This window comes from Thermoplasma volcanium GSS1 (genome assembly GCF_000011185.1).
Lineage (GTDB): Archaea > Thermoplasmatota > Thermoplasmata > Thermoplasmatales > Thermoplasmataceae > Thermoplasma > Thermoplasma volcanium.
The window spans coordinates 465,317-477,575 of record NC_002689.2; the positions used below are offsets into that span (position 1 = coordinate 465,317).

Below are 12,259 nucleotides of genomic sequence, written 5' to 3' on the forward strand. Positions count from 1 at the left end.
TTTATTTGGCCATGTGGTGAAGTATCTGTCACATGAAGTATTTTCCTTTGTATGTGAATAAATAGACTTCATCAGACTCTGGAGTGCCTTTGACCGTGATCATCTTAAAAGTCTGTGCATCCATCAGGAGGCTTTCATTTCCCTGCCTTGAGACAACTATGAATTTTCTCATTTGTGGTTCTTTGGTGACGATCTTTCCATCGTTTACAAAGAACGTGTTTCTGTTTATCCTTGTCTTATCTTCTGTTTCTACGTCAATCACATCTATGTGCCTATTCCTTATGGCGGTAAGTATATACTTCTTCCTGTTTACAGAAAGGAGCGATCCCTCCTTAGCATCAAGTATCCTCAACGAATACGTGAATCTGAAGAACTTCTTTCCATCCTTTACTCCAGCCAACGTTTTCGTAACTATTATGCTTGAAAAGAAATGATCTAGGACAAAGGATGAAACTACATCGCCGTCAGTCCTCTTGCCTAAATATATGTCAATCCCTTCAGGCTTTTTTTCCACCTTTGAAATAAAAGATTCAGCATCTTCCTTCTTTCTTTTCTCGACAATAGCTTCGATACTTTCAAGGACTGATTCTAGTATATTATCATACTTTGTGCTTACTGTCCTTAACTGTATTGTAGCTTCAAAATATGAACCAGTTATCTTGTTGCAAGTTGGGCAGCTTATGTAAGTAACGGAATAAGGAATAGCTACATTTTGAATTTTGTCCTTCATATTGCTTCTTTTTATTGTAACCGGAAGTATTATCTGCTTATTCTTTTCATCGAAGAATATGCCCTTTTCATCGCCTGAAATCCGGGCATTAACGTCGCTGCATTTAACTTCATCAAGCAGCATCGGCAACAGCTTATTGCCGTAGCTATCCCTGTACCATTTTTTACCTATGCGTATAGATCCACACTTTGGGCAGAATACCAAGCTGACTGGGCCGATATTTTCAACGTTTGTGTTATCATAAATGCAACTGCTGCACATGCCATGCTCAACAGCTTCATTTCTGCCACAAACTACACACTTCATTTAATACCTATATTGCGAGTTTATTATTAAGTTTTGAGGCGTACTTTCTTCGCCCTTACAATTGCTAAGTTTGCAAGGTATATCGATACTACTATGTCTATGACAGAGATGCCAAACACCTCACCTTCAGCCACTGAACCCCATCTTACGGAAGAATACACGATCCAAGATGCGAGTATTATTAAAATTATTGTAATGCCAAATTTTTTGTCTCCAACTAAATACATACCAATACCAATCGTTACAAATGATATCGAACTCAATATGAAGAACCATATTGAAACAAAGGCGTGTGGATAGGTGCCCTCGTGGTAGATACCTATAAGAGCAAGGAATAGGGCCGATATTATAAAGAAGGATAGCCCCATTATCTCTACTTTTGAATTTACGTGTGATATAGAAAGGACTGAAAAAGAAAATACAAGGAGAGCAGTAACCATTAATCCTCCATTGTAAATGAACGGATATGTTGGAGCAGGATGTCCGTTTGAGATGAAGTTTCCTCCACCCAAATCACTGAGTGCATTTACATTTATCCTAAACCACGGGTTAAAATGTATAGATATAGCAATGGTTAACCATGCACATATGATAGCTGCTATTCCTGTGAAAAATATTAAATTGTAAAAATCCCGCTGCATCAAAAATAATATATAAATTAACGTTAAGAACTTTTTCTAAGAAAAGATTTTTAATCGCAAAAAAATTGTCTAATATTGGAAAGAAAAGGTACATCTATACTGCCGCTCCATTATGGGCACCCTCCTGAATATTTATACTGCAGGGCAGTAAAGCTTTCTGGCCTGCTCTCAGAGCTCGTTATAGAGAACTACGGTGTAGAAGAACTAATAAGGAGGATCGCAGACCCCTTCTGGTTCCACTCTATGTCCTTAGCTATAGGCTTCGATTGGAACTCTAGCGGTACTACTGTATTTGCACTTAGCGCTTTGAAGGATTACTTCAGCAAAAGACCCGGCGAGATCGTAATCTGTGGCGGAAAGGGAAAGAAAATGGGTAGTATGCAGGATGAACTCGAATCTGCTAGAGCCTTAGGGTTTATTACAGCAAGTGAATCCAACAAATTATCGGTGGATGCAAAGAGAGTAGCTAAAATCGATAACAATCTTTTGCAGGATGGTTTTGATATATACCTGCAGTTTCTTGTGGTCTCTTCAAAGGGTACCCATGCCGTAGTGCAGCAGGGCATGAATACTCAGCTGCGATCTGCAAGGAGATATCATTGGACCTTAGGCAATACGTTTGCAGGTATTGATGGCAGAAACGGCATCTCTTCTGAGCTAGTGTTGGATAGAACGTTAGACTTATCGGCTAAAGAAAGTGAAGGGAATAGGAAAGGTATAGTTGACGTTATACGGGAGAAGTCCTTTTTGAATGTCCCTGGCGAGAAACAAGCTACTCTCGATGGATTTGTTATGCCTGAGCTAAGGATGGATTATAGGATCAATTGGAATAAAGTCAGGAATCTTTACGAATATAATGTAGACGACTTCGAGCAGGTGTACATGGCCCCAGGCATTGGAAAAAGCACCATAAGAGCCCTCTCCTTCCTTGCGGAGATAGTATACGGAGAAAAGCCTTCTTTCAAGGATCCAGTAAAATACTCGTTCGCATTAGGCGGCAAAGACGGGGTGCCAAAGCCTGTCAACGTATACGATTATGACAAAGCGATCGAGTTCTATCAAGATGTCCTAAAACACATTGAAATCGGTGATCAATCTAGAAAGAACCTTGTTAAACTATTGGCAAGAATGAGTGCTGAGGCTTCCAGAATAAAATAATTATTATTTAAAAACATTTAAATTTGAATCTGCTATTTGTGAAACATGGCAGAATACAAATGCTATGTTTGCGAAAAGCCAGTTAAGACCGGGGAAAAATTCACATTTACTAAGAAAGGTTCAGTTCACTATGACTGCTTTATTGCAGACAAAAGGAACAAACTGGGCGAGGAGAAGCTTGAAAACCTTAGAGTCCTATCGATTTTATTAGACTCCAATCTGCAGAACCTTGTTAATGTACTAGGTGTGCCTGCAGATTCTCCTGAATTAGCTGAAATAAAAAGGCAAAATATTCAAAGCATAGAGAAAATGGCAGGTGATATAACTAGAAAGATAGAAGAATTATGATTTTGCTTTTTTAACCTTTTTAAATTCTGTGTAGCCGCACCTACCACAGGTGAACCTGTCTGCGTGTTCAGCAAGAAACACTCCAGGGCCGCACCTTGGGCAAAATCTGTGCTTCCTTACAAGTTTTCCATCCGCGATTTCGTATAGTTCTCTCTTTTGCATTCATACACCCCTTATTTTGCTTCCTTCTGTTTTAGCCCGTTTCTTATCAGTTCGTAGTCTGGTTCATACAGCATTGCACTGGCTTTGTCTTGGTATATCTTTGTATATCCCACAATTTCGTGCTTGCCAGTAAGCTGTTTGTTGCTCTCCACTATGATAAGCTCTTTCTGTGCGCCCTCGTGCTTCGCAATTATTTCCTTTATCTCTTCCCTAGAAGGTGTCCTTGCGTTTTCAAACTTTAGCGTGTACTTCAATTCCTTCCTCTTTAGGATAGGATTGTCCCTCTTTTCAGTTATTACTAATTCAACCATACCATTCACCTTTATTCTATGGCCATCTTGGCAATAACCTCGGTTACGTGATCCCTAAGGTCATCTGTAACTGTCAAGGCGGCCATACCAACATCGGGTATGCCATAGGCTATTACCGTATTATTCTTTGAATAATAAATTATCGGAAGGACAGCAAGATCCTCCTCACCGATGACCTCTATCCGTGTCGGCTTATTATTTTCTATCGAACTCTTTATAGCTTCTATGAGATCGAAAGATATAGTTCCAGGGTCGTTTCTTACAGTTATAGATCCTTCTTCGTGTTGAAATATGCTTTCTCCTCTCTTTGTTTTTAAATCGACAATTTGGAGAAATAATTTCGCGCCTGCTCTCCTTAGATTCGTTGTAGTCACATCCCCAACTGAATCCAACTGTGTTGATTTGGAGACCTCTACCATCTCATCTATCGTTACTAGCTTCCCATTTCTTTTCTTTATTTCTTCCCTAGCCTCAGCAGTAATTATATATTTACTGCCTGACCTTAATAGCATACATACCTGGCTCAGATATTCCTGCACGCTTAGCAATTGCAGAAAATTCCGGTTCTGTTATAATGAGGAATCCAAACCATTCAGTTGTAGTCTTCTCATCTGGATGAATTGGGCATGTTTTCTCAGGTGTTAGCCTTTTACATTTTTTGCAGGCCCTATACTGTACCTTCATGCTTGTGCCTCCTTTTCCAACCACTCTAGCTTCCCTAATCCGACCTGCTTCATAGTGAATCCTATCTTGCTATCCTCAACAGATGACGAAGCCAGATTTAAGGCCACTATCCTTACCCTTACCTTGTCGCCAACCTTAAGATCCCTCTTTGTATCTTTTCCTATAAACCTCTTATTCTCAAGATCTACGTCTATCCTATCATCCATAATCTGGCTTATATGGAGAAGCCCCTCGAATGAGCTGAATTTCACAAATGCGCCAAACTTCTGTACAGAAACAACCTCTCCGTCCACTATCTCCTGCATTTCGGGGTAGAATACTAATGCACTGTATTTTACCTCTTGATATACGCCACCGTCGCCGTGAACTATTGAGCCTTCGCCGACTGCCTTTGTGCTTATGATAGATATGACAAGATACTTCCCCTCGTTTACACCCGTTTTTTCATTTACTACATCTACTAACTTCCCCTCGAGGGAACGCTTAGTTACTTCCTCAACGGCCTTATCGTAATCCTCACCAAGCATATCCGGAGGGATTCTTGCTATATATTTATCTTCAACCATCATATACATACATATCACCTTTAACTGGACTTATATTATTACTATTATATTTTACATGCTTGCTAAGTCAACTTATATTTAAACTTAAACCTTATTCATAAGATAATAATTAATTTTGCTTAAGATTAATGGAACCAGGATTTGTGGTTCTCCTTTATATCGAAAAGTTCCCTTATGAGTTCTCTCTGCTTTGCCGTTAGCCTTTTTGGTACTTCGACATTAATTCTAACTAGAAGATCACCTGAACCATGCCCATTTAAGTGTGGCATTCCAGCGCCCTTTATTTTAATCACATCTCCTGGTTGGGTCCCCTCAGGAATCTTTAGGTTATATTTTTCATTGAATATTTGTATAGGTATGTCTGCACCTAGCGCCGCCTGACCAAAGTTGATCTTTTGGTCGAGCAATAGGTCGTCGTTAATTCTCTGTAGATTCTTGTCTTGTTTTATCCTTAGGATAACGTAGAGATCCCCGGTTCGGCCATCATAGGACTGACCTTTTCCAGAGACCCTTAACCTCAGATTATCTGTTGCACCCCTTGGTATTTTAACAGTTATATCCTCGTCTACGACTATCGTACCCGTCCCGTTGCATCTTGGGCATTTTTCCTCAGGTATTCTACCCTTACCACCACATGTGTTGCAAGTCGTAACAGTTACCATTCTAAAAAAGCCCTGGCCTCTAACTACTCTCTGCTGACCTGTGCCATGGCAGGTTGGACAAGTTATTAGTTTCCCGTTTTTAGCACCAGTTCCCTTGCAATCTGGGCAAATAGCATTTCTCCGGAATTTTATCCTTTTCTCTGTTCCGTAATATGCTTCTTCCAGTGAAATGTCAAGGTTCGTATACATGTCGAGGTCGATGTTCCTCGTAGACTGTCTATTGCCAAACCCTGAGAAGAAATCGGATCCAAAGTTACCGCCGAAGATTTCATTGAATATGTCATTTATGTCGCTGAAATGAGTAAAGTTATCCCAGTTGAAGTTGCTGCCTCCGCCGCCAAAATCAACAGACCCTGTTTGGTCATAAATGCGCCTCTTCTCAGGGTCCGAAAGGACTTCGTAAGCTTCGCTGATTTCCTTGAATTTTTCTTCAGCTTCTGCCTTGTTATCTGGATGTAGATCAGGATGCCATTTCTTTGCAAGCTCACGGAATGCCTTTTTAATATCTTCCTCAGAGGCATTCCTATCTACGCCAAGTATTTTGTAATAATCCTTTGCCATTCTATCTTTCTTCGATTATTCTAACTCTTCTCTTTGTACTCCGCATCAACGGTCTTATCATTTTCTTGTTTTGAAGAGTTCTGGTTTCCACTGCCTGTCTGTGTAGTGCTTGATGCAGACTGGTACATTTTTGTGCCTACTTCCTGTATATCTTTAGATATCTTTTCCATAAGCGTCTTGACGTTGTCCATGTTCTTTTCCTCTATGGCTTTTCTTAGATCTTTGACTTCCGAAAGTATCCTATCTTTTGTCTCCTTGTCCACTTTGTCACCAGCCTCGTTTAGAGTCTTTTCAACACTGTATGCTAATGATTCAGCGTTGTTTAAAGTCTCGATCTGTTCCTTCATTTTCCTATCTTGCTCTGCGTACTGTTCAGCTTCTTTTTTCATCCTCTCAATTTCATCCTTTGAGAGCTTTGTGGAAGCGGTTATAGTTATGCCCTGTTTCTTTCCAGTGGCTTTATCTACTGCAGTGACGTTAAGTATGCCGTTTGAATCTATATCGAATGTAACCTCAATCTGTGGAATACCCCTGGGCGCAGGTGCAATACCGGTTAGGTTGAACATACCAAGAGAGACATTGTCTTTTGCTAAAGGCCTTTCTCCCTGTACGACGTGTATTGTGACAGTGGTCTGCATATCCTCTGCCGTTGTAAATACCTGGCTTTTCCTTACTGGGATTGTAGTGTTTGCTGGGATTATTGGTGTGGCAATGCCGCCAAGAGTTTCAACGCTCAGTGTCAACGGCGTTACATCAAGCAGAACAATATCTTTTATTTCACCCTTAAGTACCGCACCCTGGATTGCCGCTCCAATAGCCACGGCTTCCATTGGGTCTACACCACCTTCGGCTTTAATACCTAGATAATCCTCAACGTATTTCCTGACGTATGGTATCCTGGTTGGGCCTCCAACGAAAAGCAGCTTAGTTATATCGGTCTTTTTGAGCTTTGCTCCTTCAAGGGCTTTATCTATCGGTGCTTTCACTCTTTCTACTATCGGTGAAATAAGCTCCTCAAGTTTAGCCCTTGTAAGCGTCATCTTAATATGCTTTGGTCCAGAACTTGTTACCGTTATATACGGTAGATCAATATCACTTGATAATGTTGTCGATAGTTCTATTTTAGCCTTTTCGGCTGCATCTCTAAGCCTTATGTAAGCGCCCCTGTCCTTTCTTAGATCTATGCCCTCCTTTTTCTGGAAGTCATCAGCAATATAATTGACGATGGCTTCGTCCATATCGGTACCGCCTAATTGGGTATCTCCAGAAGTTGAAAGTACCTGGACGTTCGGCCTCTTCGAAATCTCAATTATCGTGACATCGAGAGTGCCTCCGCCTAGATCAAAGACTAGGATCTTCTCGCTCTTTCCAGATTTGTCGACTCCGTAAGCGAGGGCAGCAGCCGTTGGTTCATTGATGATCCTTTTTACGTCAAAGCCGGCTATTGTTCCTGCGTCCTTTGTTGCTTGCCTCTGATTATCGTTGAAGTATGCAGGAACGGTTATAACAGCCTCGTTGACAGGTTCTCCTAGGAATGCCTCGGCGTCCTTCTTTATCTTTTGAAGTATAAAGGCAGAAATTTGCTGTGGAGTAAACTCTTTATCAAAAACTTTGAATTTATAATCTGTACCCATCTTTCTCTTAGCAGCAAATATTGTGCCTTCTGGGTTTAGGAGCGCCTGTCTCCTAGCAGGCTCTCCTACCAGCATCTGCCCATCCTTTGTAAAAGCTACATAACTTGGAAATGCCTTACCGCCAATCGAGACCCCTTCAGAACTTGGTATGACGGTGGGTTTTCCAGAGATCACGACAGCAGCAGCAGAGTTACTTGTTCCTAGATCTATACCTATTATCTTCGACATATTCATCACCTTTTAACAACAATTACCTTAGATGTCCTCAATACACTGTTATTAAGGGTATAACCCCTTTGAACTTCGTATTTGATTTTGCCATCTTCGCCATCCTGAGTCATTCCGATAGCTTCATGCAGGTAGGGATCAAATTTTTCTCCCTCGGCTTTTATGGGTTGGAGACCATATTTTGAGAGTATACTGAGCATCTGATCCCTTATTCTGATTAGGTTGTTATCTTTTTCTGCTTGGATCGCAGCATCCATTGAATCTATCACTGGGAGAAAGTCCTTAATAAGACTCTCATTGGCATTTTTTCTGATAATTTCAGTTTCCCTGTCTTTTATTTTAAGATAATTCTCCATATCGGCGAGCTTATGTTTATATGCTTCTGAAATCTCAGCTAATTTTCTGCTGGACTGTTCAGCAATGCTACGGTAAAGTATGGCTTCTTCAGCTCTCTTCTTCAGATTTCTTGTCTTTGACTTTATTATTTCAGTGCTTATAGGATCCTTAATGTAATTTGATGACGAAGGTGAATACATCCATCAGGTATATTTGTTCTTCTATATAAAGATAGTGAGATATCTGATAGTATCTATCAATTGCCCTCTATTTTCACTATTTTAATATAGTGTGCAGTCATTTAGTGCTAAATTATGGCATATATTTATGGTTTTAGAACTCTTGATCGAAGGGTATTCTATCTCGCACTATCTAGGCTCATAAGAGCCTCAGGTAGAGTATCTTCCTTTATTTTCCTACCGCTAATCTTTATCGAGATATATAGTATCAGCTTTCTGATAACTGGCCTAATACTTGGATCTTCTGCCATAGCTATGGCTTTCGTCCAGTATTATTCAGGCCGCTGGACAGACAGGATAGGTAGGAGGTTTTTCCTAATAGTAATCCCAATACCGGCTGCTGTTTTCTATTTTTTAATGTTTACAACGGTCTATTTGCACATGTCCGTTATTCTTTTGATAATATTTTGGTACGGAACGATAATAACTAATTCGCTTCAGTACCCTGCAATAGAAGCTTCTGTAGCCGATGTTACCAGCACAAGCGAGAGGTTATCAGGATACACTCTTATAAGAATAATGGCTAACTTAGGTGCAGCAGTTGGACCACTTGCGGGAGGATTTCTGGCTGGCATAAACTTTTCTTATATTTTTTTGCTCGCATCCATTTTTACAGTCATAGAGCTGTTTATACTATATTACAATGTGCGTGAAACATTCCTACCTGCAAGAGCAATAGCGGAAAAGATAAAACTTAAGATATTTAAAACAGATCGTTTCTTCTTCCTCTTTACGCTTGTCGGCGTATTTTTAGGCTTCACGCTAAGGCAAAACGGCCCAACACTAACCGTTTACGCTTTCGACCTCAAGAACCTACCATTAATGGACATAGGTTACCTCTATTCGTTGAACGGTATAGTTGTCATTGCCCTACAGATGCCAATACTAAGACTTATGTCTTCAAGGTCCAACCCAGTCTTCTGGCGTGGCATCGGTACGATCTATTATTCAATCGGCTTCGTTATACTAGGGATTGCTCCGACTTTTCTATACATTCTCCTCGCTATGTTTATATTTACCGTTGGTGAGGATTTTATGTCTCCTACTACTCAAACTATAATAACGACTTTAGCTCCAGCTGAGAAGAAAGGAAGTTATATTGGTTCATACAATTTGCTCACGAGCTTCGGTCGTTTCTTCGGCACTATTTTCGGTCTCTATTTTCTATTCATCTATCAAAAAACAACCTTCACTTTTTGGATAATTATAGCAACTTCCACAGGTGTAATTGGGTTGCTGTACATATTTATGAGCGAGAGCTTTATTAAGAGGACAAGCAAGATAGCTACACTTCCAGGAAAAGCTTAATAAGTTATTATAGATATTATTAATATGAAAATCTCCATAAAAGATTTTGAAAACGAATCATCAATACCGACTAAATTCACCTGTGATGGAGAAGACGAAATGCCCGTATTGTCTGTTACGGACGTCCCAAAGGAAGCCAAGTGTCTCGCTTTAGTTGTCGACGATCCAGATGCACCGTCCGGTTTATTTACTCACTGCATTATATACGATATACCTTTAAGCAAAATGGAGATAGATTCATCTATATTAAACGAAAAAGGCGTTAAGGCAGGAATCAACGATTTCGGGGAAAAGGGATATAGGGGTCCATGCCCACCGCCTGGAAAGCCGCATCGATATTATTTCACTGTGTATGCATTAAACACAGAGATAAAAGAAGATGGACTAAAGAGGAGAGAATTTGACAAAGAAATTAAAAACCATATCATTGAGAAAGTTTCCTATATGGGTACATATATAAGGAAGCATTAAATTGTTAATACGTGGATTCAGCAAAGGCATTACTTTTAATAATTGTCATTTTCATATTATCGCTTCTACTTGTAGAGGGAATTGGAAATTCAGTAGCTACTCCTCAGAAAAATATAGTTGTAATAAATCTTGATGAAGAGATAGACGCTGGATCGGCCAATATGATTACGAGTACTTTATCGAGTGTATCTAATTCGACTACAGCTGCTGTTGTTATTTATATGAACACTCCGGGAGGCATATTGGAGAATATGATGCAGATGGTTTCAGCCATCTCATCTGTCGAAAACCAAGGGATAATAACCATAACGTATGTGCCTGTTGATGGGATGGCTGCTTCTGCTGGATCCTATGTTGCCATGGCATGTGATTACATATTTATGGGCAATGGTTCGTACATAGGGCCATCTACGCCTATCGTAGTTGCTGGTACTTCACTTGAGCAGCAGCACACTACAAGTGCAATGGAGCAATACATGGTCAGCCTTGCGGAGCAACACGGCAGGAACACAACAGCTGTGTTTTCTATGGTGAGTAATAATACAGCATATACCGATGTAGAGGCCTACAAGATAGGCATATCTAACGGTATTTACAATTCGCTGAGCGAGGCACTTGCCTCTATCCATCTTCAGAATTATCCTCTCGTAGAAGTCTATCCATCTGCATATGACAATTTCTTAAGCTTTATAGGTAACGCTTACGTTGACGGAATATTTATATTGCTTGGCTTCGTAGCCATAATGCTTGACATATATCATGGGAGTGTGGTGCTTACGGTCATTGGCATAGCATTGCTAGTCCTAGGCTTTTTAGGACTGCAACTGATATCGGCATCTCTTGTCGGGGTTCTTCTTCTTATACTTGGTTCGGTTCTTATACTCCTAGAGGCTAAAATGGGTCACGGTTTTGCATTGCTGTCTGGTGTTGTTATAGGCCTCGTTGGTACATTCATGCTGGCAAGTCCCTATTATTCATCGAACCCAGGATACTCGCCTTCACCATTTACTACATTTGATCTTCTTACTTCTATCCTAATAGTAATTGTGGCAGGTTTTCTGGCATTTTATATAAGGAGAATTGTAAGGACCATAAAGTTCAGGGGACGCTGGACAGGAGCTGAATCCCTTATAGGGAGAAGTGCCAAAGCAGTTTCCAATATAAATTCGCACGGATGGGTTTCTGTTGATGGTATTGAATGGCAAGCCAAGAGCAATGATGGTAAGCCCATAAACAAAGGTGAACCTGTAAAGATAGTGGATAGGAGCGGTCTAGTCCTCATAGTTGAGCGTACCAATACAGAGGAAAAACAGGATCTAAAATTAAAGTAGGATGCGCATTGTTATCTTTATGTCAGACATGCATCTAAACATACTAAAAAAATTTATATACTGTATACTGCATTTTCATCTATGGAACCGATAATCGATGGAAACATATTAAGATCATTAAACAGAAGCGAACTTAGGAGAAAGGTTCTTTTCTACTTATTGTCAATATATCCCTACAGGTCTTACCTTTCAGAGATATCGAGGGCAGTAAAGTCAGACCCCTCAAACGTAAAAGGTTGCCTAGAAGGTCTAGGCGTAAGGTATACAGGAGAAGAGAGCCTGATTGGGCTTGGCCTAGTCATAGTTGAACAATCTAAGAATGGCTTCAAATACTTTAAGATAAACCCTGAAATTGTTGATGAAGTAAGGAATATGAAAGTGATGTTCAACGATAAGAAGGTATTTACCGTTGAAATAGGTTAATTCTATATTTCTTTGATAATAATATTATAATTGTCGAAGTTTAAGCAACAAATTGTTTTGATGAATTACTTGTCTTCTATTGCTTCGTTTGATCAACCGCGGCGCAATTTTCTTCATTAGATTTGCCAACATTTTAATCATTCCTATTTAGGAAAGACTT

At 40.0% G+C, this 12,259-nt stretch carries 16 protein-coding genes; 6 read left to right on the forward strand and 10 right to left on the reverse strand.

Annotated features, from left to right (window positions below):
- Positions 1-28: 28 nt before the first annotated feature.
- Together TVG_RS02495 and TVG_RS02500 are read right to left on the reverse strand one after the other, a co-directional pair.
- Positions 29-1,036: a 60S ribosomal export protein NMD3 gene (locus TVG_RS02495; RefSeq protein ID WP_010916736.1), complete on the reverse strand. Its 1,008-nt coding sequence runs from the start codon at positions 1,034-1,036 to the stop codon at positions 29-31.
- 26 nt (positions 1,037-1,062) lie between these two features.
- A complete protein-coding gene (locus TVG_RS02500) occupies positions 1,063-1,677 on the reverse strand; it encodes a DUF998 domain-containing protein (protein WP_010916737.1) in 615 nt (204 codons plus the stop codon).
- A gap of 75 nt (positions 1,678-1,752) precedes the next feature.
- Here TVG_RS02500 and TVG_RS02505 point away from each other — a divergent pair, with 75 nt between their 5' ends.
- Together TVG_RS02505 and TVG_RS02510 are read left to right on the forward strand one after the other, a co-directional pair.
- Positions 1,753-2,835, forward strand: a complete 1,083-nt coding sequence (locus tag TVG_RS02505) for a DUF763 domain-containing protein (protein WP_010916738.1) — start codon at positions 1,753-1,755, stop codon at positions 2,833-2,835.
- A gap of 45 nt (positions 2,836-2,880) precedes the next feature.
- Positions 2,881-3,183, forward strand: a complete 303-nt coding sequence (locus TVG_RS02510; protein ID WP_010916739.1) for a DUF2175 family protein — start codon at positions 2,881-2,883, stop codon at positions 3,181-3,183.
- Here TVG_RS02510 and TVG_RS02515 read toward each other — a convergent pair.
- The 8 genes from TVG_RS02515 to TVG_RS02550 form a co-directional block, all read right to left on the reverse strand.
- Entirely contained in the window at positions 3,178-3,345 is a 168-nt protein-coding gene (locus tag TVG_RS02515) for a 30S ribosomal protein S27ae (RefSeq protein ID WP_010916740.1), read from the reverse strand. The two genes, TVG_RS02510 and TVG_RS02515, sit on opposite strands and share 6 nt — an antisense overlap.
- 11 nt (positions 3,346-3,356) lie before the next feature.
- Complete coding sequence (locus TVG_RS02520) at positions 3,357-3,656, reverse strand: 30S ribosomal protein S24e (protein WP_010916741.1); 300 nt, start codon at positions 3,654-3,656, stop codon at positions 3,357-3,359.
- An 11-nt stretch (positions 3,657-3,667) separates the two neighbouring features.
- A complete protein-coding gene (locus TVG_RS02525) occupies positions 3,668-4,168 on the reverse strand; it encodes a GTP-dependent dephospho-CoA kinase family protein (RefSeq protein ID WP_010916742.1) in 501 nt (166 codons plus the stop codon).
- Complete coding sequence (gene spt4 / locus TVG_RS02530; protein WP_010916743.1) at positions 4,146-4,340, reverse strand: transcription elongation factor subunit Spt4; 195 nt, start codon at positions 4,338-4,340, stop codon at positions 4,146-4,148. Before spt4 ends, TVG_RS02525 begins: the two co-directional genes overlap by 23 nt.
- Positions 4,337-4,915, reverse strand: coding sequence for a DNA-directed RNA polymerase (locus TVG_RS02535; protein ID WP_010916744.1), 579 nt, complete (start codon positions 4,913-4,915; stop codon positions 4,337-4,339). Before TVG_RS02535 ends, spt4 begins: the two co-directional genes overlap by 4 nt.
- A 116-nt stretch (positions 4,916-5,031) precedes the next feature.
- Positions 5,032-6,129 carry a molecular chaperone DnaJ gene (dnaJ, locus tag TVG_RS02540; protein ID WP_010916745.1) on the reverse strand — a complete coding sequence of 366 codons (1,098 nt, stop codon included), beginning with the start codon at positions 6,127-6,129 and terminating at the stop codon, positions 5,032-5,034.
- Positions 6,130-6,149: 20 nt separating this feature from the next.
- On the reverse strand, positions 6,150-7,991 hold the full coding sequence (gene dnaK / locus TVG_RS02545) for a molecular chaperone DnaK (protein ID WP_048054084.1): 1,842 nt from the start codon (positions 7,989-7,991) through the stop codon (positions 6,150-6,152).
- Positions 7,992-7,996: 5 nt separating this feature from the next.
- A complete protein-coding gene (locus TVG_RS02550) occupies positions 7,997-8,527 on the reverse strand; it encodes a nucleotide exchange factor GrpE (RefSeq protein WP_010916747.1) in 531 nt (176 codons plus the stop codon).
- Between the two features lie 114 nt (positions 8,528-8,641).
- On the opposite strand from TVG_RS02550, the gene TVG_RS02555 reads away from it, so the two are divergent.
- The 4 genes from TVG_RS02555 (at position 8,642) to TVG_RS02570 (ending at position 12,099) form a co-directional block, all read left to right on the forward strand.
- Positions 8,642-9,874: an MDR family MFS transporter gene (locus tag TVG_RS02555; protein ID WP_010916748.1), complete on the forward strand. Its 1,233-nt coding sequence runs from the start codon at positions 8,642-8,644 to the stop codon at positions 9,872-9,874.
- Between the two features lie 24 nt (positions 9,875-9,898).
- On the forward strand, positions 9,899-10,345 hold the full coding sequence (locus tag TVG_RS02560) for a YbhB/YbcL family Raf kinase inhibitor-like protein (RefSeq protein ID WP_010916749.1): 447 nt from the start codon (positions 9,899-9,901) through the stop codon (positions 10,343-10,345).
- An 11-nt stretch (positions 10,346-10,356) separates the two neighbouring features.
- Positions 10,357-11,676: an NfeD family protein gene (locus TVG_RS02565; protein ID WP_010916750.1), complete on the forward strand. Its 1,320-nt coding sequence runs from the start codon at positions 10,357-10,359 to the stop codon at positions 11,674-11,676.
- A gap of 81 nt (positions 11,677-11,757) precedes the next feature.
- On the forward strand, positions 11,758-12,099 hold the full coding sequence (locus TVG_RS02570) for a putative transcriptional regulator (protein ID WP_010916751.1): 342 nt from the start codon (positions 11,758-11,760) through the stop codon (positions 12,097-12,099).
- The last annotated feature ends 160 nt before the right edge of the window (positions 12,100-12,259 follow it).